Here is a 22,612-nt window from a genome sequence, read left to right as displayed (position 1 = left end):
GCCGATGAAACCATCGCCCGAAAGCATCCCATCGACCCCTAGAACCACGCGGAACCGGCCGGGTCCTGCTCGTCCCCATGTGCGCGTATTTGTGCGTGCGTATGTGTGATCACGCGCCTGCCGCGCTAATTCCTTATTTGCCGGTCAGGAAGGGCCAGGCGGGAAGAACGAAGCAGGCGCTGTCATGCGCCGAATTTGACCTCAACCGCCGAAACATGAGAGATGTCTGCGCCCGACAACACCCGATCGCCCCCACATCACCGGGGCCCACCGAGGATGGCCACGAATTGGATAAGCTGAAGGCATGACGAACGATCGCGACATGATCCGGTCGCTCGGAAGTGAACCGCCGATCCTGGCGGACGGGTTTCGTGCGCCGGACCGCCGCGAGATTTCCTTGCGCTGGCTGTCCGGCACCTTCCTCACCGGCATCACCTCCTGCATCCTGATGGGTGTTGCCCTGTTTGCCGCCCTCGATGGTCGCCAGCAGCTGGCGATCCCGGCCGAAGCCTATGCCGTCATGCCGCCCGATGGCGATGCGGCCGATGAAGCGCAGGATGTCAGCCGCGGCGCCCGCCTGTTCGGACCGAAGATCGCCGCCCGGCCGGTCGACAAGGCCATTCTCGAAGTGCCGACCGTCCTTCTCGACGGCGAGCGCGAGGTGGTGCGCAAGCAGCCCTTCGCCCATGTGAAGATGGCGCTCGCCGCCGATTACCAGGTTCAGGAACGCTATCCGCCCTTCGATCCGCTGTCGATCTTTGCCACCGACCAGAAGAACCCGCCCGTCGCCAACCGCACGGGCACGCTCTATGGCTCAGATGTCGAATCCGAGGTCGTGCTGAAATCGACGCCCTTTCCGGCCATGCCCAACGTGCCGCTGGCCGGCGAGATGAGTTTCGACGAGGTTGAGGAAAACGTCCGCTCGAACGGCTCCGTTCTCACCGACGGCAACAGCCAGGTCGCGGCGCTGTCCTATATCGATCCGCGTCGCTTCGACAGTGATGACGACGAACTCAATCTCGGCGTTGGCATTTCGGCTCGTGTCGTCGAAGAGAATATGAGCGTTGCCGAGCCGGAAATCGTAACGCCGCTCACCCCGGAATTCGCCGATGACGTACTGCCGGTCAGGCGCCAGCAGACCGTTGTTGCCCTGATGACGGCATCCGGCTATCCGACCGCCAAGGCCGAGGATGTCGCCCGCGAACTCGCGCCCTTCACCGGCCCGCCGACACTTGTCGAGGGTGACGTACTGCGCATCGGCCTGATCCAGCGCGGCGACGAAGTGCGCCTGGTGCGGGTCTCGCTCTATCGCAAGACCGAACATGTCGTGACGCTCGCCGTCAACGACGCTGGTCGTATGGTCCGCGGCAGCGAACCGCCGGAACTGGCCGCCGTCAGCGGTGCCTTTGATGACAATGCCCCGGCAGCGTTGGCCAGTCGCGATCTGCCGCGTGTCTATGACGGCATCTACCGTGCCGCACTGTCCTACGGCATGAGCCAGGAACTGACGGCGCTGATCGTCCGCCTGCTCGCCGCCAATGTCGACTTCCAGGCCCAGTTGAAACCGAGCGACACACTCGAGGCCTTCTTCTCTGTCATGGACGACGAAGGCAGGGCAACGGCGGAATCCGAACTGCTCTTCGTCCGCGCCCGGTTCGGCGATACGATTACCACCTTCTACCGCTTCCAGAACCCGGAAGACGGCTCGATCGATTATTTCGATGAAAACGGCAAAAGCATCCGGCAGTTCCTGTTGCGCAATCCAGTGCCCAATGGCCGCTTCACCTCGGGCTTTGGCATGCGCCGCCATCCGATCCTCGGTTATTCGCGCATGCATACCGGTGTCGACTGGGCCGCACCGCGCGGCACGCCGATCATCGCCTCCGGCAATGGTGTGGTGGAAAAGGCCGGCTGGGCATCGGGCTATGGCAACCAGACCCTCGTGCGCCACGCCAACGGTTATGTTTCCTCCTACAACCACCAGAGCGGCATCGCCAAGGGCGTCGTGCCCGGCGCCAAGGTCACCCAGGGACAGGTTATCGGCTTTGTCGGCTCGACCGGCTCGTCGACCGGCTCGCATCTGCATTACGAACTGATCGTCAATGGCACCAAGGTCGATGCGATGAAGGTGCGCCTGCCGGGCGGCAAGGCGCTGGACGGCGAGCCTCTTGCCCGTTTCGAAGTCGAGCGCCAGCGCATCGATGCCCTGCTGCTGACCGGCGGCAAACCGGCCCAGGTCGCCAGCAAATAGAGCAATTCCAGCAAAACTGGGGACCGGTTTTGCGTTGGGAAACGGCAGGCCCGGTTGTTGGCCAGACATCAGTCGAGACAGAAATGGCGGCCAGCGGCCGCCATTTTTCGTTCGCGTGCATGATGCCTGATCAGGCGGCTTCGCTGACCGGCTTTTCCGGCGAGATCAGCAGTCGGTCGGATCCCGCCGCAATGCCCACCTTGGCCCCGTCGAGCACCTGGCCCGACAGGATCTGTTCGGCCAGCGGATCCTGCAGGTATTTCTGGATCACCCGCTTCAGCGGTCTTGCGCCATAGACCGGATCATAGCCCTTGTCGGCCAGCCAGGTGCGCGCATCCGGTGCCAGATCGATGTCGATCTTGCGCTCCGCCAGAAGCGACACAAGACGCTTCATCTGGATATCGACGATCGCGCCCATTTCCGAGCGCCGCAGCCTGTGGAACAGGATGATCTCGTCGACACGGTTGAGGAATTCCGGCCGGAACGACGCCTTGACCACATCCATAACCTGGTCGCGCACGACATCGACATCCTCGTTCTCGCCAAGCCCGGTCAGGTAGTCCGCCCCGAGATTGGAGGTCATGATGATGATCGTGTGCTTGAAGTCGACGGTGCGACCCTGGCCATCGGTCAGGCGTCCGTCGTCGAGCACCTGCAACAGCACGTTGAACACATCCGGATGCGCCTTTTCGATCTCGTCGAACAGGACCACCTGATAGGGCTTGCGCCTGACCGCTTCGGTCAATGCGCCACCTTCGTCATAACCGACATAGCCCGGAGGTGCCCCGATCAGCCGCGAGACCGAGTGCTTTTCCATGTATTCGGACATGTCGAGCCTGACCATCGCGGTTTCGTCATCGAACAGGAAGCGCGCCAGCGACTTGGTCAGCTCGGTCTTGCCGACGCCGGTCGGCCCAAGGAAAATGAACGAGCCGATCGGCCGGTTCGGATCCTGAAGGCCGGCCCGTGCCCGGCGCACCGCACGCGACACAGCCTGCACGGCATCGCCCTGGCCGACCACCGATTTCGCCAGCTCGTCTTCCATGCGAAGCAACTTGTCGCGCTCGCCTTCGAGCATCTTGTCGACCGGAATGCCGGTCCAGCGCGACACCACATGCGCAATCGCATCGGGGTTCACGACTTCCTGCACCATGGCATTGCTCGAACCGTCCTGCGCTTCGGCGGCAGCCAGCGCCTTTTCGAGATCCGGAATGACACCGTAGGTCAGCTCGCCCGCCCGCTGGAACTCACCCTTGCGCTGGGCGGTCGCCAGTTCGTTGCGCGCCTCTTCGAGCTTGCCTTTCAGATCCGCGGCGAGGCCAAGCTTCTGCTTTTCCGACTGCCAGCGCGCCGTCAGCGCATCGGCCTGTTCCTCGATCGAGGTCAGCTCGGTGTCGAGCCGCTTCAGCCGATCGACGGACGCCGTGTCGGTTTCCTTCTTCAACGCTTCGCGCTCGATCTTCAGCTGCATGATCCGGCGGTCGAGTTCATCGAGCTCTTCAGGCTTGGAATCCACCTGCATCCTGAGGCGCGAGGCGGCCTCGTCCATCAGGTCGATCGCCTTGTCCGGCAGAAAACGGTCGGTGATATAGCGGTTTGACAAGGTCGCCGCTGCAACCAGCGCCGAATCCGAGATCCTGACCTTGTGGTGCTGCTCGTATTTCTCCTTCAGCCCGCGCAGGATCGAAATCGTGTCCTCGACCGTCGGCTCGTCGACCATGACCGGCTGGAAGCGCCGGGCAAGGGCCGCATCCTTCTCGACATGCTTGCGATATTCGTCGAGGGTCGTCGCCCCGACGCAATGCAACTCGCCACGCGCCAAAGCCGGCTTCAGCAGGTTCGACGCATCCATCGCGCCATCGGCCTTGCCGGCGCCGACCAGCGTGTGCATCTCGTCGATGAACAGGATGATCTCGCCGTTTTCGGACTGCACCTCGTTCAAAACCGCCTTCAGCCGCTCCTCGAACTCGCCGCGATACTTGGCACCCGCAATCAGCGAGCCCATGTCCAGCGCCATCAGCTTTTTCTCTTTCAGGCTTTCCGGCACGTCGCCATTGACGATGCGCAGTGCCAAGCCTTCGGCAATCGCCGTCTTGCCGACGCCGGGTTCACCGATCAGCACGGGATTGTTCTTCGTCCGCCGCGACAGGACCTGGATCGTCCGGCGGATTTCGTCGTCACGGCCGATGACCGGGTCGAGCCTGCCGTCCCGCGCTTCCGCGGTCAGGTCACGGGCGTATTTCTTCAAGGCGTCGAAGCCCTGTTCGGCATTGGCGCTGTCGGCGGTCCGGCCCTTGCGGACCTCGTTGATCACCTGGTTCAGGCCATTCGCCGTCACGCCACCCTTCTTCAGGCTGGCCGAGGTCGAAGCCGAGGATTCGATCGCAAGCGCAAGCAACAGCCTTTCGACCGTGACAAAACTGTCGCCGGCCTTTTTGGCCGCATCTTCCGCGGTCGAAAACACCTTGGCCAGCGGCGCTGCCAGATAGACCTGTCCATCGCCACCCGACACCTTCGGCAATTTAGCCAGGGCAGCATCATTGGCCAGTCGGATGGCTTTGGGATCGCCACCGGCGCGCGAGATCAGCGACGATGCCATGCCTTGGTCGTCGTCGAGCAGGACCTTCAGCACATGTTCGGGGGTGAATTGCTGGTGGCCCTCCGACAGCGCATAGGTCTGCGCCGACTGCAAGAAGCCACGAACCCGCTCGGAATATTTTTCGATGTTCATTTGCCACTCTCCGTTTCCCGTGCTGCCCGCATTCGGCACAACCCGGCTGTTGAGGATCGGGCCCCCAGATAGGCGAGCCCTGAAGCGGATAACCACTCCGTTGACGGAGATATGGGGGGTTAAATTTGCCGTTTAAAGAGGCATTTAAACGAAAAACTCCGGGACAAGGCCCGGAGTTTTGCATTCGTCAATTTGGCTTCGATGCAGCGACGATCTCTCGTCGCGACCGCGAGTGGTCTTACTCGGTCACTTCGGCCAGAGCCGGCGTGTCTCCGCCATCGCCACCTTCGCCGTTTTCACCACCCTCTTCCGAACCGGCCGCGCGGCGCGGCTGGCGACGGGGACGATTGGTGGTATTGCGGCGGCGCGGCTGGCGCTCGCCGGCGGGGCTTGCCTCGGCTGCACTTTCGGCAGCAGCGGCAACGGCCTCGGCCGGCATTTCCTCAATCACCGGCTGCGGACCGCTTCCGGCAAATTCCTGCGGCTGGTGGCTCTGGTGGCCTTGATGGCCCTGCGAGCCGCCCTCATCCATGCCTTCGCCATCATCGCCGTCACGATCATTGTAGTCGTTGCGGTCTTCGCGCTGGAACCGCTCCTGCATCTGCGCCTGGGCGGCAGCAATGATGCGGTTGTAGTGTTCAGCATGCTGAAGATAATTTTCAGCCATGACGCGGTCGCCGGCACTCTGCGAGTCCCGTGCGAGGTTCTGGTACTTTTCGGCAATATGCTGAGCTGTGCCACGGATCTTTACGTCAGGACCGGAGCTGTCATAGGACCGGGTCAACGGGTTCTGGCCCTTGCGGTTGAAGTTGCCACCGCCGCCGCCGCCGCCACTGCTACCACCGCCGCCGCTATTGTTACGCCCTCGACCACGCTTATTCTGCTGTCCTGGCCTCATAGATGAATCACCTGAATGTCTTTGTTGTGCTGATAAATGGCTGCGCCATCGGCTTTGATCAAACCGGACCAAGTCTCCGCGCGCTGTCCGCAGACTGCGCCGTCGGCTTGCTCGCCGCTGGTGAGAGTCAAGTTAACTGATTCACGCATCGGTCTTTTTCGCTTCGTGAGGTTCATCGAGCGAACCATTGTCGAAGCCGACCCAGACAGGAACGAATCTTTCGTTCTTTCTCCGTCACCCGTTGCGTGCCCGCAAGCTATCTCTCTTCATTCGGAAAACCAAGCATTTTTCTTTGTTTATCGGAATTATCCTTAGCAAGCGCAGCAAAACGATCAGGAATTGCCGACCGCGAAGACCAGAACCCTGTCGTTCCCGCCCAGGTCCTTGCGTCCTTCAACGAGAGAAAAACCTTTTTTCTCAAATATTTGCGTGACAGCCTCGCGTTGGTCCCATCCGATCTCGAGACCGATCAGCCCATGTCCGTGCAAATGCGCCAATGCATGCTCGGCAATTGCCCGGTAAGCGTCAAGACCGTCTTTTCCGCCATCGAGCGCGGCCGCAGGATCAAAAACCTGAACTTCCGGATCGAGCGTCAGCAGCAGATCGCTGCGGATATAAGGCGGATTCGAGACGATCAGATCGAACTTTTCCGGCACCTGTTCGAACCAGATGCTCTCCCTGCCCTCGAAGCGTTGCGCCAATCCGTTGTGCTCTGCGTTTCGGGCCGCGGTCGCCAGGGCGTCTCGCGAAATATCGACGCCGATCGCCCGCGCCTCGGGACATTCGGCAAGCAAGGCCAAGGCGATCGCACCGGTGCCGGTGCCAAGATCGACGACCTCGGCCGAGCCTCTTGCTTCGACGATATGACGAAGATGCGGCAGCACGGCATCCACCAGCACTTCCGTGTCGGGACGCGGTTCCAATGTGCCCGCCGACAGGCCCAGTTCCAATCCATAGAAGTCGCGCTTGCCGAGAATGCGGTGCACCGGTTCACGCGCCAGACGTCGCACGATCGCCTGCTCGACGACGGCGAGCAATGCGTCGTCCACAGGTTGATCGCCGCGCAGAACCAGGTCCGTCTGGCTGAGGCCAAGCAGGCTGGACACCAGCACCTTTGCATCGGTTGCGGCGTCAGGGATACCCTCGGCCTCGAAACGGCGGCGGGCTTCCAGGATCAGACCCTGGCAAGTCACCACCGCGCCGGTCACAGGCTTTCACCCAGCTGCGCCAACTGCCCGGCCTGATAGTCGTTGATCAGCGCATCGACCACTTCGTCGATATCGCCTTCCATCATCCGGTCCAGCTTGTAGAGCGTCAGGTTGATGCGGTGATCGGTGACCCGACCCTGCGGGAAATTATAGGTGCGGATACGCTCGGAGCGGTCGCCGGAACCGACCTGGCTCTTGCGGTCGGCAGACCGTTCATTGTCGATCTTCTGGCGCTCCATGTCGTACAGTCGCGAACGCAGGACCTGCATGGCTTTCGCGCGGTTCTGATGCTGCGATTTTTCCGAGGATGTCACCACCAGCCCGGTCGGAAGGTGGGTAATGCGAACCGCCGAATCGGTCGTGTTGACGTGCTGGCCGCCGGCGCCTGACGAGCGCATCGTGTCGATGCGGATATCTTCGGCACGGACCTCGATGTCGATGTCTTCCGCTTCGGGCAGGACGGCAACGGTCGCCGCCGAGGTATGGATACGCCCTTGCGTCTCGGTATCGGGAACGCGCTGCACCCGGTGAACGCCGGACTCGAACTTCAGCTTGGAAAACACGCCCCGGCCGGTGACCGTCGCGATGATTTCCTTGAAGCCGCCGGCATCGCCTTCGCTGGAGGACAACACCTCGACTTTCCAGCCCTTGGTGCTGGCAAAGCGCTCGTACATGCGAAACAGGTCGCCGGCAAACAGGGCAGCTTCGGAACCGCCGGTGCCGGCACGGATTTCCAGGATCGCACTCTTCTCGTCGGCCGCATCCTTCGGCAGAAGCAGGATCTGCATTTCGGTACCGAGCGTCTCGAGCCGTGCCTGTACGTCGGGCAGTTCCATTTCGGCCAGGTCGCGCATCTCGCGATCGGTGCCCTTGTCGCTCAACATGCTGCGAAGATCGGCCTCTTCGGCGGTCGCCGCTTGATACTCGCGGATCTTCTTCACCACCGGCTCGAGTTCGGAATATTCCGAGGCAAGCTTGACGTAGACGTCGGCTGCCGGTCCTGCCGACATTCGCGCTTCGATCTCGCCAAACCGGCGCTCGAGCTCGCGCATTTTCTCGACAGGAAGCTTCGCCACCCTTTACTCCAGTTTTTTTATTGCTTTAGACGGGAATATTATTGTCTTCCGCAAAGCGGACCAACAGGTCGCGCAGTGGCACAAGCGAACGGTGGTCGTCAAGCGCCGCTTCAAGTTCCACAGACAGCTTCGACACATCAAGCCCCAGCAGCATTGCCTTAACCGGCCCGATTGCCGTCGGTGACATCGAGATCGAGCGGAAGCCGATACCAAGCAGCGCCATGGCCGAAAGCGGCTTGCCGGCCATCTCGCCGCACAGCGTCACCGGCGTGTTGTTGCGATCAGCACCTCGGACGATGTCGCGCAGGATGCGCAGGAACGGCCGTCCCAGAACGTCGAAACGATCGGCAACCCGCGCATTGCCACGATCCACCGCCATGGAAAACTGAAAGAGATCGTTCGAGCCGACAGAGACGAAGTCGACCTCCTCCATCAGTTCGTCGAGCTGCCACAGCAGGGCAGGCACTTCGAGCATCGCCCCGAACTGCAGCTTCTTCGGCAAGGGATGGCCGAACTTCGAGATATACTGGACTTCCTTCTGCATCAATTCGCGCACCGCGCGGATTTCAGCAACTTCGGTCACCATCGGCAGCATCATCTTCAGCTCGGCACCGGCGGCCGCCTTCAACAGCGCCCTGAGCTGGATGCGCAAGAGGCCCGGCCGATCCAGCGACAGCCGGATCGCGCGCCAGCCAAGCGCCGGATTTTCCTCTTCCTGGGAGCGGAAATAGGAGACGACCTTGTCGCCGCCGATATCCAGGGTCCTAAATGTCACCGGCCTGCCATTCGCCTGCTTCAGCACACTCCGGTAGAAGCTTTCCTGCTCCTCGCCCTTGGGCATGGTCGAGGAAATCATGAACTGCAGCTCGGTCCGAAACAGACCGATCCCGTCGGCCCCGGATTCGGCCAGTTGCGGCAGGTCGACAAGCAGGCCGGCATTCATCTGCAGCTTGATCCGCTGGCCATCCTTGGTCAGCGGCTCGACATCGCGCAGGGCGCGGAACTGTTCCTGGCGCCGGGCGCGCAGCCGCACCTTTTCCTCATAGGCCTTCTGCAGGTCGGCGACCGGGCGGATATGCACCTTGGCATCGACGCCGTCAATGATCACCGGATCGCCGTTTTCCGCCAGGGCCACGGCCCCCGCAGCCTGTCCGACCACCGCGATGCCCATCGCGCGCGCCACGATCACCACATGACTGGTCACTGCCCCCTCTTCCAGAACCAGTCCGCGCAGATTGGCGCGCGGATAGTCGAGCAGTTCGGCAGCCCCCATGGCACGGGCAAAAATCACCGCATCGGCGGGAAAACCCTCGGCAGCACTGCGCGGCGAAAAACCGGTCAGCTGTCGCAGCAGGCGGTTCGCCAGGTCGTCGAAATCATGCATGCGTTCGCGCAGATAGGGATCCGTCAGTCGGATCATCCGCGCCTTCGTGTCGCTCTGGACCTTTTCGACCGCCGCTTCCGCCGTCAAGCCGTTGTTGATCGCCTCCTCCATGCGCCGCACCCAGCCCTGGTCATGGGCGAACATGCGATAGGTCTCGAGCACGTCGCGATGCTCGCCTTCCATGGAGATTTCCCGCCGCGACAGCATGTCGTCGATCGAGATGCGCAAGGAGCCGAGCGCATCGGCCAGCCGGCGGATTTCCGTCTCGGTATCTTCGTTGAGCAGGTTGGTGACGACGATGCGCGGCTCGTGCAGCACGACATAACCAAGGCCGATGCCTTCCGAATAGCTGTCGCCATCGATGGTCACAGGTCGCGTCAGGTCAAGTTCGAGGCCGGGACGGGTAATCTTCTTCAGTTCACCGGTGGCGATCATTTCGGCAAGCACCATGGCCGTGGTTTCGAGCGCTTCGAGCTCGTCTTCACGATAGTTGCGCTGCGCCTTGTTCTGCACGACGAGAACACCGAGGCTCCGGCCGGCGCGCAGGATCGGCACGCCGAGGAAGGAATGATAGATCTCTTCGCCGGTTTCCGGAAGATAGCGGAAGGCGGGATGCGCCTGGGCATCGGAAAGGTTGAGTGGCTGCGCGGAGGCAGCGATCGTGCCGACGAGACCCTGGCCCATCTTCAGCTGCGCCAGATGGACCGCGTCCTTGTTCAGACCTTCCGTCGCATAAAGCTCGAGAACGCCGTCAGAGCGCAGCACGTAAGCGGAGCACACCTCCGCGACCATGTTGCTCGCGATCTGGCGAACGATCTGGTCAAGACGTTCCTGCGGCTCGAGCGGCTCTGCCATCAATTCGCGCAGCCGCTTGAGCAGCACGCGTGGACCCGCTGAAAGGTCTCTCATCGCGGATTGGCTCCACTTCCGGTTGGTCGGCGGCCTGGCCGCCCCGGGTATGTCTGACACCCGGGATCAACGACCGCTCTATGGAATCAATTCTTATCCAGACCGTAGCAGGAATGCAAAGTCCGAACCGCAAGCTCGGCATAGGGACCGTCGATCAGGATGGAAATCTTGATCTCGGACGTGGTGATCGCCTTGATGTTGATGCCCTTCTCGGCCAGCGCCCGGAAGGCCGTCGCCGCAACGCCAGCATGGCTGCGCATGCCGATGCCGATGACCGATACCTTGACCAGGCCCTTTTCGCTCTGGACCACGTCATAGCCGATCTTGTCCTTGTTGTCGGACAGGACCCTCAGCGCCTTGTCGACATCGCCGGACGGCACGGTGAAGGTCATGTCGGTGCGGGTACCATCTTCCGAAATGTTCTGCACGATCATGTCGACATTGATATGGGATTCGGCCAGCGGGCCGAAGATGGCAGCCGAAACGCCCGGACGGTCGGCAAGCCGGCGCAGCGAGATCTGCGCTTCATCCTTGGCATAGGCAATACCGGTTACGACTTCCTGTTCCACGATCTCATCCTCATCACAAATCAGCGTGCCGGGCGGGTTGAGCAGATCGCCCATGCCCGGCGCATCGGGATCTTCAAAACTGGAGCGCACGAAGGTGCGGACCTTGTGAACCATGGCCAGCTCCACCGAACGGACCTGCAAAACCTTGGCGCCGAGCGATGCCATTTCCAGCATTTCCTCGAACGCCACCTTCTTCAGGCGGCGCGCCTTGGGTTCGATGCGCGGATCGGTCGTATAGACGCCGTCCACATCGGTATAGATGTCGCAGCGGTCAGCCTTCAGCCCCGCCGCGATCGCAACCGCAGATGTATCCGAACCGCCCCGGCCGAGCGTCGCGATCCGGTTGTCCGGGCCAATACCCTGGAAGCCGGCGACCACGGCCACCTGACCTTCACCCATGCGGCGCACGATGTCGGAACCGTCGATTTCCTGGATACGGGCTGCGCCATGCGCATTGTCTGTCTTGATCGCGATCTGCCAGCCCTGCCACGAGCGGGCATTGATGCCCATCGACTGCAGCGCGATCGCAAGAAGTCCCGATGTCACCTGTTCGCCGGAGGCCACGATCGCGTCATACTCGCGCGCATCGTAGAAGGGCGAATCCGCACCTGCGACCTTCGGCATGTTCTGCACCCAGTCGACCAGCTCGTTGGTCTTGCCCGACATCGCCGACACGACGACAGCCACTTCGTGGCCGGCATCCACCTCACGTTTCACATGTCGTGCGACATTGTGGATGCGTTCGAGATTGGCGACGGATGTACCGCCGAACTTCATGACAATGCGAGCCATAGACTTGAACCGTATGCCCTTGAGAAACGCCGGAAACCCGGCGGAGAAACACCGGTCTTTCTGGAAACCGGCAGGTTGCGGCGCTTTTAGCGAATAAGCGCGGCACACGCAACGGCCACTTGGGCCGGTATTGGTACGCTTGCAGGCGCTTTTCTGTCGTGGATCGGGCAAAAACTTTGCCATAATTTGGCACGAATTCGAGCGCCAACCATCACGTGCCTGGCTGGGAGCGGGTTGCAGCAAGCCTTGAAATGAAAACGGATCGCTTGTCATGAAGCCAACGCTCGACAATTCCAAGCTCGACCAGGACGCAACGAATAGTCCCGAAGACCTGGCCCTCCCCGTCCCTTCCGCATTCAGCCGCCATGCAAAGCCGATAGCCGCTGTGCTGACGCTGGCCGTTTTCTCCATGGTCGGCTTTGCCATCTACCGCCTGACCGAGGAAGTGACCTATGCCGACGTCATCCGTGGACTGCAAGCAACCGGCACCGGTTCGATCCTGTTTGCCACCCTCTTCACCGCGTTGAGCTTTGCCACGCTCTGCTTCTACGACCTGAATGCCCTGTCCTATATCGGTCGCAAGCGCCCGATCGCCGAAGTCGCCCTGACGGCTTTCAGCGCCTATGCCGTCGGCAACGTCGCCGGCTTCGGCGCACTGTCCGGTGGCGCCATCCGCTACCGGGCCTATTCCCGTGCCGGCCTTGCGCCGGACGAGATCGGCCGGATAGTCGGCTTCGTCACCCTGTCCTTCTCCCTTGGCCTCGCCATTATCACGTCACTCGCCCTGATCCCCATGTCGGGCGAGATCGCCCCGCTGATCGGGCTCGACCCGGCATGGCTGTTCGGCGGCGCAATCGTCGTTCTGATCGGCATCGGCACCCTTTCGGTCACCGCCAGCCGCAACGGCCTGAAGATCGGCAAAATGACGCTTCGCCTGGCCGACAGCCGCACCCTGTCGCGCCAGTTTCTCGTCACCGTGCTCGACATCGCCTTTTCGGCAACCGTGCTTTACGTGCTTCTGCCTCCCGAAGCCGCCATCAGCTGGCCGGCATTTTTCTGCATCTATGCGGTGGCCATCGGCATCGGCATCGTCAGCCATGTCCCGGCCGGCATCGGCGTCTTCGAGACGGTGATGATCGCCACGCTGGGCAGCCATATCGGCACAGACGCCGTGCTCGCCGCCCTCGTCGCCTATCGCCTGATCTACTATGTCCTGCCGCTCCTGATCGCCATTCTGCTGGTCACCGTCAGCGAACTGCGCCATGTCGCAGCAAGCCCCCTCTCCGCCGGCATCGCCCGGACAGCCGGTCGGCTGGCGCCTCCACTACTGGCTACCTTGGCCTTTGTCCTCGGCGCCATGCTGATCCTGTCGAGCGTCACGCCGACACCGGACACCAATCTGGACATTCTGTCCGGCTACCTGCCCTTGCCGCTTGTCGAAGGCGCGCATTTCCTCGCCAGTCTGACCGGCCTGCTGCTGATCGTCGTCGCCCGCGGCATGTCTCAGCGTCTCGACGGCGCCTGGTGGGCGGCTGTGGCTCTGTCGCTGCTCGCCCTGTTGCTGTCGATCGCCAAGGCAATTGCCGTTTTCGAAGCGGCTATGCTGGCAGTCCTTCTCGTCGGCCTGCTGTCCAGCCGCCGGGCTTTCATCCGCCCCGCCTCGCTGCGCCAGGCCTTGACCACATCCTGGCTTCTCGCCATGGCCGTGCTGGTCATCGGCGCCATCGTCATCCTGCTCTTCGTCTACCGCGACGTCGAATACAGTCACGAACTCTGGTGGCAATTCGAGTTTTCCGCCGAAGCCCCCCGTTCGCTGCGCGCAGTCCTCGGGCTTGCCATTGCCTCCAGTGCCATCGCCCTGTTCAGCTTGACGCGACCGGCAAGCCACGCCGTTCTGCCCTCCGGCGAACAGGACATCGCGTCTGCCGTCGAGTTGGTGAACAGCAACGGGATCGCCGATGCCAATCTCGTCCGCACCGGCGACAAGACGGTGATGTTTTCACCCGATGGCAAGGCCTTCCTGATGTATGGCAAGCAGGGCCGGTCCTTCATCGCCTTTCTCGATCCGATCGGACCGAAGGCCTCGCGCAACGAACTGGTCTGGCTGTTCGTCGAGACCGCCCGCGCCGCCGGCTGCCGGGCGGTATTCTACCAGGCCTCGCCCGTGCTGCTGCCGGCCATCGCCGATGCCGGCATGAAAGCCTTCAAGCTTGGCGAACTCGCTGTCGTCGACCTGTCCGGTTTTGATCTGAAAGGTGGCAAATGGGCAGGCCTGCGCCAGTCCGCCACCCGTGCGGAACGCGACGGCCTGACGTTCGAAATCGTCGAGGCGGAAAATGTCGCGGCCCTATTGGGAGACCTTCGCGCGATCTCGGATGCCTGGCTCGCCCATCATCGCGCCAAGGAAAAGGGCTTTTCGCTCGGCGCCTTCACCGATGCCTATATGCTGTCCCAGTCGGTCGCGATCCTGCGTTTCGAGGGCCGTATCGTCGCCTTCGCCAATATCCTGCTGACCGACACCAAGGAGGAAGCCTCCATCGACCTGATGCGGTTTTCACCCGATGCGCCGAAAGGCGCGATGGACTATCTGTTCATCAGCCTGCTCACCCGTCTGCGCGACCAGGGTTTCCAGCATTTCAATCTCGGCATGGCACCGCTTTCCGGCCTGTCGCGCCGCCAGGTGGCGCCGGTCTGGGACCGCATTGCCAATACATTCTACGAACACGGCGAACGGCTCTACAACTTCAAGGGTCTGCGCGCCTTCAAGGCAAAATTCCATCCCGACTGGCAGCCCCGCTATCTGGCCGTCTCCGGCGGTCTCAACCCAATCCTGGCCCTCGTCGATGCGACGCTTCTGATCGGCGGCGGCCTGAAAGGCGTGGTGAAGAAATGAACCCCATCCTCAAGGCATGTCTGCTCGCCCTCCCGCTTCTGTCGACCGGGCCCGCCCTGGCGCAGGAGCCGCCTTTTGATACCGGCATGATACCGGCACCGGTCACGCTCCTGCCCGATGACGACGCCAAGGCACTCGTTGTCCTTCTGTCGGACGGCGCCGGCTGGCAGGCGGGCGATCAGGCGGAAGCCGAACGGTTGCAGGGCAATGGCGCGATCGTCATCGGCATCGACACGCCGAAATACCTGACATCGCTTGCCACGGACCAGGGCGACTGCATCTACATGGTGTCCGACATCGAGGCACTCAGTCACCAGCTTCAGCGCAAGGCTGGCAACGCCGCCTTCCTGCCGCCGATCATCGCCGGACGCGGCGAAGGCGGCGCGCTGGCGCTGGCCATCCTCGCCCAGACCCCCAAGGCCACGATCGGCCAGACATTGGCGCTCGACCCGCAGGCCGGCATCCCGCTGGCAAAGCAGTTGTGCACGCCAGCCGAAAAGACCAAGGCCGGCGACCGCATGCAATATGCCCTGACCTACGGCGACCTGCCCGATCCGGCAACGGTCCTGGTCAGCGACACGGCACCGAGGGACGGCCTGGACCATGTCCAATCATTGATTGCCAGTCATCCCGACATCGATCTCAGGGACGTCACCGATGCTGCCGACACGACATTTTCCGCCACACTCGACGAACTGATCGCGGTCCAGAGCCAGACCGACAATCCGCTGGGAATGCCACTGACCATCCTCGATGCGACCCCGTCCAGCGATACGATGGCGGTGATCTACTCCGGCGATGGCGGCTGGCGCGACCTCGATAGCGAGGTGGCCGGCCAGCTCCAGTCCTCCGGCATCCCGGTCGTCGGCATCGATTCACTGCGCTACTTCTGGTCCGAGCGCACGCCCGAGCAGACAAGCAGCGATCTGGCCGAGATTATCCACACCTACGGCAAGCGCTGGAACGTCCATCATGTGCTTCTGGTCGGATATTCCTTCGGCGCCGACATTCTCCCGGCTGCATTCAACGGCCTGCCGGACAAGCTGAAATCCCGCGTGCCGCAGATCAGCCTGCTCGCCCTGTCCCATCAGGTGGATTATGAAGTCTCGGTATCAGGCTGGCTCGGCCAGGCTGCCAGCACCGGCCACGACCCGCTGGACGATATCCGCAAGATTTCTCCATCGCTGATCCAGTGCTTCTACGGTTCAGACGAAGACGACGATGCCTGCCGCGACCTCGTCGGCTCGAAGGTGGAAACGCAGGAGATTGCCGGAGGCCATCACTTTGATGGCGATTACGAGGCCCTGGCCAAACGCATCACCGACGGCCTGGCAAAACGCATCCAGAAGTGACGACAACAGAAAAGGGCGCCAGTCGGGCGCCCTTCCGGATCATATACGGGATGCGTCAGTTGCCCTGGCGGGCACGGCAATTCGGGTCCTGCCCGCAGAAGAGCTGGAACGCATTCGGATTGCGGGTGTCGCGTGGGCCACCGGCGCGCCGCTGATCCTCGCGGCGGTCACGGTCACGCTGCAATTCCTGCGCCCGCTGGTCGCTGTCGCGTCGAATGTCGCGGGCACGCTCCTCGTTGCGCCGGTGTTCGCGGTCGAACCGCGGCCGGTCGTCACCACGCGGACGGTAGTCGCCATCGCGCCAGCGGTCGCGATCCCGGTAGAAGTCCCGGCCACGATAATTATCATCCCAATAGCGCCCGATGCTGAAGGTCACCGAAGGAATGCCCAGCGGGCGATAGTATTCGGGGCCGACATAGACACGGCGCTGCGAGTAGCTGGCCTGCAGATACGACCCCGACACCCAGCCGCGATAACCGGAGAAGGAGACGTCGCACCAGTTGGCCGATGACATGCAGCCGACGATGTTCACGCGGGTACCTGCCGGCACAACCACCACGGCGGGATAACGGGTGCTCGGACCGGACCGCATGTTGACATTGGCGGTCGAAAAAGCCGGCGCGGCCTCGGCGATGGCGGGAACCATTGTGGCCGACACCGCCGCAGCCGCCAAAACCCAGAACTTGTGCATCGTAGATCTCCTTGAACTCATCACGGCAAAGCCGCCTGTATGTGCGAATCGTGTAAGCGAAACGTCGAACCATCGGCCAAGGTTCCGCCTTGGCGGTCACCAGAGCCTGCGACCATGCCACCCTTGACTTTGTGGGCCGATAATCCGACTTGAAGCGCAACCACCTTAAGAGGGCAGCATCATGACCGCAGAGGCACGCACCACAATTGATCAGTCCGAAGTCGATCGCTTTTCCGCCATGGCGGCGGAATGGTGGGATCCGACCGGCAAGTTCCGGCCGCTGCACAAGATCAATCCCGTGCGCCTTGCCTATATCCGCGACATGGTCTGCGCCCATTACGGCCGAGACCCGAAGGGCCATCGCCCGCTGGAGGGGTTGCGCATCCTCGATATCGGCTGCGGCGGCGGCCTGTTGTCGGAACCGGTTGCCCGCATGGGTGCCGACGTCCTGGGAGCCGATGCCTCCGAAAAGAACATCAAGATCGCCATGACCCATGCGGGTCAGAGCGGCGTGCCGGTCGACTACCGCGCCGTCACCGCCGAAGCGCTCGCAGAAGCCGGCGAGACCTTCGACATCGTGTTCAACATGGAAGTCGTCGAACACGTCGCCGATGTCGATTTCTTCCTGTCGACTTGCGCCTCCATGGTCCGCCCCGGCGGCCTGATGCTGGTCTCGACGATCAACCGCACCTTCAAGGCCGCAGCACTTGCCATCGTCGGGGCCGAATATGTTCTGCGCTGGCTGCCGCGCGGCACGCATCAATACGAAAAGCTGGTGCGCCCGGAGGAAATCGAAGCGCCTCTGACGACGAGCGGCATGCAGATCGTCGAGATGAAGGGTGTCTTCTTCAATCCGCTGCAGAACCAGTGGAACCTCTCGTCCGATATCGACGTGAACTACATGGTGCTTGCCAAGCGGCCGGCCGCATGAGCGCAGTGCAGGAAGTCATCGCCTTCTGGCGCGATGCCGGACGCGAAAAATGGTTCGTCAAGGATGATGCGCTGGACGCCGAGCTCAAGGCGCGTTTTACCGATCTGCATTTTGCCGCCGCCCGAAACGAATGCAGCGACTGGTGCGCGACGCCCGAAGGCACGCTTGCCCTGCTGATCCTGCTCGACCAGTTCCCACGCAACATGTTCCGCGGCAGCGGCCATGCATTCGCCACCGACCCGCTTGCCCTGTCCATCGCAAGGCAAGCCGTCGGCAAAGGCTTCGACAGAGACGTCGATCCGCCGATGGCGATCTTCTTCTACCTGCCCTTCGAGCATTCCGAAGATCCCGCCGACCAGCAAACCAGCATGGATCTATTCACCGCCCATCACGAACGGGTCGATGACGCAGAATGCCTGCGCTACGCGGTTGTCCACCAGGAGATCATCACCCGCTTCGGCCGCTTCCCCCACCGCAATGCGGCTCTCGGGCGTGAATCGACGGCGGAAGAGCGAGCCTACCTGGATGACGGCGGCTTAAAGGGCTGAACCGAATCAGGCCGGCAATGTCTTCACGACCTCCAGCAGGTCGTGCTGGCTGGCCATGTTCTCAGTGGCGATCCGTTTCACCCGGTCCCTGTTGATGCGATAGGGTGCGCCATGCGGATCGAACGACTGCTTGAAGGTGAAGGCTTGCGCCGAGGCGCCCCGGTCGGCCAGCGCTTCGAGACGTGCCACACCCTCGGCCCAATCCGGCCTGCGTCCCGCCTCGACCCAGAACAAGACGAGCGGCGGCCACGTTTGCACAACGTTCCAGCGGCGCGCGTTCTTCAGCGCCTCGGCATGCACGCCCGAATAGGAAAATGCCATCAGGCTTTCGATGTCGCGCCAGAGCGACAGCGAGGACGGCCCACTTTCGCGGCCGCTTCCGTTGAGAAATCTGGGAAACACCTGCCGTCCCCAGCTCTCGGGCCCCGGCTCTCCCTCGTAACCGGAGCGACCGACATAGCCGTCAGCGCGTCGGGCAGCCTCGAAGTTGAACGGTTCACGCCTGACGAAGCCGGCAACCACCGGGTCGTCATGCTCGGCGACATGAAGACCGAAATTGTAGAGTGCGATATGGTGAGCCGCCGCGCTCAATTCGCATCGTCCGGCAGGACCGGCAAGGGCGCGATCTCGATGCCTTCGTCGAGCATCGACCTCACCTCGACCGGTGACGCCTGCCCAATGATGCCGCGCGCTTCCGCCTCGCCGTAATGGATCTTGCGCGCTTCCTCGGAAAACCGGTCCCCCACATCCTCGCTATTGGCGCGGATCTCCTGGATCGCTTCCTTCAGCTTGACCACGGCCTGCTTCTGCGCGCTGGAAATGGCAAGCGCCTGCATCGTTTCCCTGTGCCGGGCCGTCGAAACCGCCGGCGCCATCAGCACCTTGGAGATCTCGGCGGAGCCACAGACCGGACAGGTCAGAAAGCCGTTGGCCTTCTGACGTTCGAAATCTGCGCTCTCGGAAAACCAGCCCTCGAATTCGTGAGCGCTATTGCAGCACAACGAATAGCGGATCAAACTGTCACGCCTCCCTTCGCCAGGACCGGCGCAAAATCGAGTTCGAAATCGCGGCCGTTCTTCAGGTTCGGGATCTTCGCCCGCGCCGCTTTCACGGCATCGGTATCGATCTCGGCCATCACCACTGCCTCGCCGCTGCCACCCGCCGATGCCAGCACCTTGCCCCAGGGATCGACGATCATCGAATGGCCGAACGTCTCGCGGCCATCTTCATGCACGCCCGCCTGGGCGGCTGAGATCACATAGGCGCCGTTCTCGATCGCCCGTGCGCGCAGCAGGATTTCCCAATGCGCCTCGCCGGTCTGCTTGGTGAAGGCGGCAGGCGTCGTCAGGATCTCCGCCCCGGCCATGGCCTCGGCCCGGAACAGATGCGGGAAACGCACGTCGTAGCAGACGCCGAAGCCGACCTTGGCAAACGGCAGGTCGGCGACCACCGCCCGCGTGCCCGGCCGGTAGACCGAGCTTTCGCGCCAGCTCTCGCCATTGTCGAGATCCACGTCGAACATGTGGATCTTGTCATAGGAGGTGATCTTGTGGCCATCGGGACCGAACAGAAAGGCGCGGTTGGCAATCTTGCCGTCACCCAGCTTGATCGCGGTCGAGCCAACATGCAGATGGATGCCAAGCTCGCGCGCCAGATCCGACGCCGTCTTGACGATGATATCGGTATCCTCGTCGCGCAGCACAGCCATCAGGCCCGGACGATCCTTCTGCACGGCACCGGTCATCTCCGGCGTCTGCACATAGACAGCACCTTGGGCCGCAGCCTCGCGCACGAGCCGCGCCATCGAAGCCGCGTTTTTCTCCGGATCGACACCGGAGCACATCTGGACGGCAGCAGCCTTGAATACCATGGGATAGATCCTTTACTGAGCGAGCAGCGGATCGAGCCTGCCGGCACGATCGAGCGCATGCAGATCGTCGCAACCGCCGACATGCATGTCATTGATGAAGATCTGCGGAAAGGTCGTTCCGCCATTGGACCTTGAAATCATTTCATTGCGAAGTTCGGCTCTGCCTGTTGCGTCATGCTCGACAAAATCGACGCCTTTCGACGCCAGCAATGCCTTGGCCCGCGAACAATAACCGCAGCCCTGGCGCGTATAGATCGTAACACCTGCCATTCAAAACTCCGTCACGAGGGTAGGACGTTGAAAAATACTGCCCTCATATAGGCCCGGACACAGCCCTTGCAAAGGTCAAAACAGTGACATCCGCAGCGCCTGCCTTTTTCAGGGCAGTGGTGGCCGCACTCACCGTCGCACCCGTGGTATAGACGTCGTCGATCAGGATCAGGCGGCGGCCAAACACCATGTCCTGCCGCTCCTTGGGCACGGTGAACGCCCCGCGCACATTGAGCGCCCGGGCATTGGCCGTCAGCCCCACCTGCTGCTCCGTCCGCTTGCGCCGCACCAGCACCTGCGGCATGAAGGCGATATCGGACAGCGCGGCCAGATGACGGCCCAGTTCGGCCGACTGGTTGAACATCCGGCGAAAGAGCCGGGTTCGATGCAATGGCACCGGCACGATGCCGTCCGCCTGCGCCAGTTCGGCGGCCGCAGCCCGCGCCATCCAGCCGGCCATCATCGGCGCCAGATCGCCCCGATCGCGATATTTCAGGTCATGCACCAGATCGCGCGCAACCCCGTCATGCAGGGCCACCGAACGCAAGCGGTCGAACACAGGCGGATTGGCGATCGCCTCCCCCGACACCATGCCGTCGCCGGGATCATGCGCAAACGGCGTTCCGAGCACCTCGCAGAACGGCCGCTCGATGAACGGCAGCCGGCTCCAGCAGGACGGACACAAGGCCGCATGGCGCGCCATTCGGGCATGGCAATGGGCACAGCAGGGCGGATAAAACAGCGCGAACAGGCCAAACGCCAGCGCCCGGGGTCTTTCCCGGCTGACGGCGAGCGTTTTCTGCACTATGTGAGCCAGCATGACACGAGTTTAGGCGCGATATGTCGCCTTAGCCAGACCCGAATCGTACAGGGAATTGCCGCATGAATCCGCTCTTCGACGAAGGCCTCATTACAGCCAATCGCGAAAAGGCGCGAACCCGCGCCGAAAAGGGCAGCGATTTCCTGCTCGAGCTTGCCGGCCGCGAACTGGCTGACAGGCTGGCTCTGGTCGAGCGCCATTTCGAACGGGCTGTTGAACTGTTCGGCGCAACCGGCGTCGCGGCAAAAGCGGCGCTGGCGACGGGCAAGATCGACAGCCTGGATCGGGTCGAAACCAGCACGGTCTTCGGCGATCCGGACCAGAGCCTGACGACGGCGCATTTCGAAAGCGTCCCGCTGGCCGCAGAATCGGCCAACCTGATCCTATCGCCGCTGTCCCTGCACCTGACCAACGACACACCCGGCATGCTCATCCAGATGCGCCGCGCCCTGAAACCAGACGGCCTCCTGCTCGCCGCCATTCCCGGCGCCGGCACGCTGGCTGAACTCCGCGACGTTTTACTCACCGCCGAAACCGAGCTCTATGGCGGCGCAAGTCCCAGGGTCATCCCGTTTCCCGATATCCGCGACGTCGGCTCGCTGCTGCAGCGCGCAGGCTTTGCCCTGCCTGTCATCGACGAGGAAAGCTTTACCGTCCGCTACGACAATCTCTTTGCCCTGATGCGCGACCTGCGCGCGATGGGCATGGCCAATCCCCTGATCGGGCGCAGCCGCAAGCCGCTGACGAGAGGTTTCTTCCTGCGAGCAGCAGACCTCTATGCCGAACGCTACGCCGATCCGGACGGACGCATTCGGGCGACATTTTCGATGATCTTCGTATCGGGCTGGGCGCCGCATGAGAGCCAGCAGAAGCCGCTCAAGCCGGGATCGGCAAAGATGCGCCTCGCCGAAGCGCTGGATCCGAATCGCAAGACAAACACATCCGGCACCGGTGAACCCGGCTAGAAGCCCTTGGCAAGTCTGGCAAGCATGGAAACGGTCTAGTTGCCGGCGTTGGTGACGCTGTCCTCAACGACGCCGAACGTATTCTGCAGCGAGTTGGTGAAGGCCCCGTAGCCGCTGATCAGCGCGACGCTCATGATCGCCGCAATCAATCCATACTCGATCGCGGTGGCGCCTTGGCGATCCGAGATAAACCTGCTGATCAAACGCATCTTCGCTCCAGTAGAACGCGGAACTCGGCCACCAAGGCGAGCTTGCTTGAACCTATTTGCCTTAACAGCGCTGGCCGAAGCCATCGATGATGCAGACCGAGCCCGGGGTTTCCTGCAGCACGCTGCGGCGGATCGTATAACGCTTCCCGCCATCAGCCTTTGGGATCGAACCGGTGCTCATCATGTCGTATTCGTCCGGCTGAAAGGCCAGCGTCTTCTTCTCGGTCTTGTCGGCAAGCATCGGC

Annotated in this window: 20 protein-coding genes and 1 pseudogene; 6 read left to right on the top strand and 15 right to left on the bottom strand. The window is 62.3% G+C overall.

Going from position 1 to position 22,612, the window contains the following annotated elements; all coding sequences use genetic code 11:
* Positions 1 to 304 precede the first annotated feature (304 nt).
* A complete protein-coding gene (locus tag PDO_RS23230) occupies positions 305 to 2,251 on the top strand; it encodes a M23 family metallopeptidase (RefSeq protein WP_007607594.1) in 1,947 nt (648 codons plus the stop codon).
* 130 nt (positions 2,252 to 2,381) lie between these two features.
* On the opposite strand, the gene clpB is transcribed toward PDO_RS23230, so the two are convergent.
* The 7 genes from clpB to PDO_RS23200 form a co-directional block, all read right to left on the bottom strand.
* The gene (clpB, locus tag PDO_RS23225) at positions 2,382 to 4,982 is read right to left on the bottom strand and encodes an ATP-dependent chaperone ClpB (RefSeq protein ID WP_007607593.1); all 2,601 of its coding nucleotides are present in this window, start codon (positions 4,980 to 4,982) and stop codon (positions 2,382 to 2,384) included.
* A gap of 238 nt (positions 4,983 to 5,220) precedes the next feature.
* Positions 5,221 to 5,880, bottom strand: a complete 660-nt coding sequence (locus tag PDO_RS23220) for a DUF4167 domain-containing protein (RefSeq protein ID WP_007607592.1) — start codon at positions 5,878 to 5,880, stop codon at positions 5,221 to 5,223.
* Positions 5,877 to 6,056, bottom strand: coding sequence for a hypothetical protein (locus PDO_RS28110; RefSeq protein WP_141649985.1), 180 nt, complete (start codon positions 6,054 to 6,056; stop codon positions 5,877 to 5,879). The genes PDO_RS23220 and PDO_RS28110 overlap by 4 nt, the downstream gene beginning before the upstream one ends.
* 156 nt (positions 6,057 to 6,212) lie before the next feature.
* Positions 6,213 to 7,088 carry a peptide chain release factor N(5)-glutamine methyltransferase gene (gene prmC, locus PDO_RS23215; protein WP_007607589.1) on the bottom strand — a complete coding sequence of 292 codons (876 nt, stop codon included), beginning with the start codon at positions 7,086 to 7,088 and terminating at the stop codon, positions 6,213 to 6,215.
* Positions 7,085 to 8,164 (bottom strand): peptide chain release factor 1, encoded by a 1,080-nt coding sequence (gene prfA, locus PDO_RS23210; protein WP_007607587.1) that lies wholly within the window; start codon positions 8,162 to 8,164, stop codon positions 7,085 to 7,087. The genes prmC and prfA overlap by 4 nt, the downstream gene beginning before the upstream one ends.
* A 25-nt stretch (positions 8,165 to 8,189) precedes the next feature.
* The gene (ptsP, locus tag PDO_RS23205; protein ID WP_007607585.1) at positions 8,190 to 10,457 is read right to left on the bottom strand and encodes a phosphoenolpyruvate--protein phosphotransferase; all 2,268 of its coding nucleotides are present in this window, start codon (positions 10,455 to 10,457) and stop codon (positions 8,190 to 8,192) included.
* 86 nt (positions 10,458 to 10,543) lie between these two features.
* Positions 10,544 to 11,818 (bottom strand): aspartate kinase, encoded by a 1,275-nt coding sequence (locus tag PDO_RS23200; protein ID WP_037075236.1) that lies wholly within the window; start codon positions 11,816 to 11,818, stop codon positions 10,544 to 10,546.
* Between the two features lie 271 nt (positions 11,819 to 12,089).
* Here PDO_RS23200 and mprF point away from each other — a divergent pair, with 271 nt between their 5' ends.
* A complete protein-coding gene (mprF, locus tag PDO_RS23195; protein ID WP_007607582.1) occupies positions 12,090 to 14,711 on the top strand; it encodes a bifunctional lysylphosphatidylglycerol flippase/synthetase MprF in 2,622 nt (873 codons plus the stop codon).
* Entirely contained in the window at positions 14,708 to 16,063 is a 1,356-nt protein-coding gene (locus PDO_RS23190) for a virulence factor family protein (RefSeq protein WP_007607581.1), read from the top strand. Before mprF ends, PDO_RS23190 begins: the two co-directional genes overlap by 4 nt.
* A gap of 55 nt (positions 16,064 to 16,118) precedes the next feature.
* On the opposite strand, the gene PDO_RS23185 is transcribed toward PDO_RS23190, so the two are convergent.
* Positions 16,119 to 16,754 carry an SH3 domain-containing protein gene (locus PDO_RS23185; RefSeq protein ID WP_007607580.1) on the bottom strand — a complete coding sequence of 212 codons (636 nt, stop codon included), beginning with the start codon at positions 16,752 to 16,754 and terminating at the stop codon, positions 16,119 to 16,121.
* Positions 16,755 to 16,935: 181 nt separating this feature from the next.
* On the opposite strand from PDO_RS23185, the gene ubiG reads away from it, so the two are divergent.
* Both ubiG and PDO_RS23175 read left to right on the top strand, forming a co-directional pair.
* Positions 16,936 to 17,685 (top strand): bifunctional 2-polyprenyl-6-hydroxyphenol methylase/3-demethylubiquinol 3-O-methyltransferase UbiG, encoded by a 750-nt coding sequence (ubiG, locus tag PDO_RS23180; protein WP_007607578.1) that lies wholly within the window; start codon positions 16,936 to 16,938, stop codon positions 17,683 to 17,685.
* Positions 17,682 to 18,233 (top strand): DUF924 family protein, encoded by a 552-nt coding sequence (locus PDO_RS23175; RefSeq protein WP_007607575.1) that lies wholly within the window; start codon positions 17,682 to 17,684, stop codon positions 18,231 to 18,233. Before ubiG ends, PDO_RS23175 begins: the two co-directional genes overlap by 4 nt.
* Positions 18,234 to 18,239: 6 nt before the next feature.
* Here the strand turns inward: PDO_RS23175 and PDO_RS23170 are convergent, their stop codons facing one another.
* From PDO_RS23170 to PDO_RS23150, 5 genes are read right to left on the bottom strand one after another with little or no spacing between them, the layout of a single operon-like run.
* On the bottom strand, positions 18,240 to 18,824 hold the full coding sequence (locus PDO_RS23170; protein ID WP_007607573.1) for a DUF3291 domain-containing protein: 585 nt from the start codon (positions 18,822 to 18,824) through the stop codon (positions 18,240 to 18,242).
* Positions 18,821 to 19,249, bottom strand: a complete 429-nt coding sequence (locus PDO_RS23165; RefSeq protein WP_007607571.1) for a DUF1178 family protein — start codon at positions 19,247 to 19,249, stop codon at positions 18,821 to 18,823. Before PDO_RS23165 ends, PDO_RS23170 begins: the two co-directional genes overlap by 4 nt.
* The gene (locus PDO_RS23160; RefSeq protein WP_007607569.1) at positions 19,246 to 20,103 is read right to left on the bottom strand and encodes a carbon-nitrogen hydrolase family protein; all 858 of its coding nucleotides are present in this window, start codon (positions 20,101 to 20,103) and stop codon (positions 19,246 to 19,248) included. The genes PDO_RS23165 and PDO_RS23160 overlap by 4 nt, the downstream gene beginning before the upstream one ends.
* Positions 20,104 to 20,115: 12 nt before the next feature.
* Positions 20,116 to 20,373 carry a glutaredoxin 3 gene (gene grxC / locus PDO_RS23155; RefSeq protein ID WP_007607566.1) on the bottom strand — a complete coding sequence of 86 codons (258 nt, stop codon included), beginning with the start codon at positions 20,371 to 20,373 and terminating at the stop codon, positions 20,116 to 20,118.
* A gap of 43 nt (positions 20,374 to 20,416) precedes the next feature.
* Positions 20,417 to 21,193 carry a ComF family protein gene (locus tag PDO_RS23150; RefSeq protein ID WP_007607560.1) on the bottom strand — a complete coding sequence of 259 codons (777 nt, stop codon included), beginning with the start codon at positions 21,191 to 21,193 and terminating at the stop codon, positions 20,417 to 20,419.
* A 62-nt stretch (positions 21,194 to 21,255) separates the two neighbouring features.
* On the opposite strand from PDO_RS23150, the gene PDO_RS23145 reads away from it, so the two are divergent.
* Positions 21,256 to 22,158, top strand: a complete 903-nt coding sequence (locus tag PDO_RS23145) for a methyltransferase domain-containing protein (RefSeq protein WP_007607558.1) — start codon at positions 21,256 to 21,258, stop codon at positions 22,156 to 22,158.
* A gap of 35 nt (positions 22,159 to 22,193) precedes the next feature.
* Here the strand turns inward: PDO_RS23145 and PDO_RS23140 are convergent, their stop codons facing one another.
* Complete coding sequence (locus tag PDO_RS23140) at positions 22,194 to 22,367, bottom strand: Flp family type IVb pilin (RefSeq protein WP_007607556.1); 174 nt, start codon at positions 22,365 to 22,367, stop codon at positions 22,194 to 22,196.
* A gap of 61 nt (positions 22,368 to 22,428) precedes the next feature.
* A pseudogene (locus tag PDO_RS23135) lies at positions 22,429 to 22,612 on the bottom strand (hypothetical protein); the annotation flags it as partial.

It is taken from the genome of Rhizobium sp. PDO1-076 (assembly GCF_000247475.1).
Lineage (GTDB): Bacteria > Pseudomonadota > Alphaproteobacteria > Rhizobiales > Rhizobiaceae > Allorhizobium.
Note: the sequence above shows the minus strand (reverse complement) of the source record. Positions and strands in the feature narration are given on the sequence as shown.

Bases quoted from the DNA above. Each gene is read 5' to 3' on its own strand.
- PDO_RS23150 (WP_007607560.1), bottom strand. From the start codon at position 21,193: ATGCTGGCTCACATAGTGCAGAAAACGCTCGCCGTCAGCCGGGAAAGA.
- PDO_RS23145 (WP_007607558.1), top strand. From the start codon at position 21,256: ATGAATCCGCTCTTCGACGAAGGCCTCATTACAGCCAATCGCGAAAAG.
- PDO_RS23200 (WP_037075236.1), bottom strand. From the start codon at position 11,818: ATGGCTCGCATTGTCATGAAGTTCGGCGGTACATCCGTCGCCAATCTC.
- PDO_RS23140 (WP_007607556.1), bottom strand. From the start codon at position 22,367: ATGCGTTTGATCAGCAGGTTTATCTCGGATCGCCAAGGCGCCACCGCG.
- PDO_RS23160 (WP_007607569.1), bottom strand. From the start codon at position 20,103: ATGGTATTCAAGGCTGCTGCCGTCCAGATGTGCTCCGGTGTCGATCCG.
- PDO_RS23230 (WP_007607594.1), top strand. From the start codon at position 305: ATGACGAACGATCGCGACATGATCCGGTCGCTCGGAAGTGAACCGCCG.
- PDO_RS23190 (WP_007607581.1), top strand. From the start codon at position 14,708: ATGAACCCCATCCTCAAGGCATGTCTGCTCGCCCTCCCGCTTCTGTCG.
- PDO_RS23220 (WP_007607592.1), bottom strand. From the start codon at position 5,880: ATGAGGCCAGGACAGCAGAATAAGCGTGGTCGAGGGCGTAACAATAGC.
- PDO_RS23185 (WP_007607580.1), bottom strand. From the start codon at position 16,754: ATGCACAAGTTCTGGGTTTTGGCGGCTGCGGCGGTGTCGGCCACAATG.
- grxC (WP_007607566.1), bottom strand. From the start codon at position 20,373: ATGGCAGGTGTTACGATCTATACGCGCCAGGGCTGCGGTTATTGTTCG.
- ptsP (WP_007607585.1), bottom strand. From the start codon at position 10,457: ATGAGAGACCTTTCAGCGGGTCCACGCGTGCTGCTCAAGCGGCTGCGC.
- ubiG (WP_007607578.1), top strand. From the start codon at position 16,936: ATGACCGCAGAGGCACGCACCACAATTGATCAGTCCGAAGTCGATCGC.
- PDO_RS28110 (WP_141649985.1), bottom strand. From the start codon at position 6,056: ATGAACCTCACGAAGCGAAAAAGACCGATGCGTGAATCAGTTAACTTG.
- clpB (WP_007607593.1), bottom strand. From the start codon at position 4,982: ATGAACATCGAAAAATATTCCGAGCGGGTTCGTGGCTTCTTGCAGTCG.
- mprF (WP_007607582.1), top strand. From the start codon at position 12,090: ATGAAGCCAACGCTCGACAATTCCAAGCTCGACCAGGACGCAACGAAT.
- PDO_RS23175 (WP_007607575.1), top strand. From the start codon at position 17,682: ATGAGCGCAGTGCAGGAAGTCATCGCCTTCTGGCGCGATGCCGGACGC.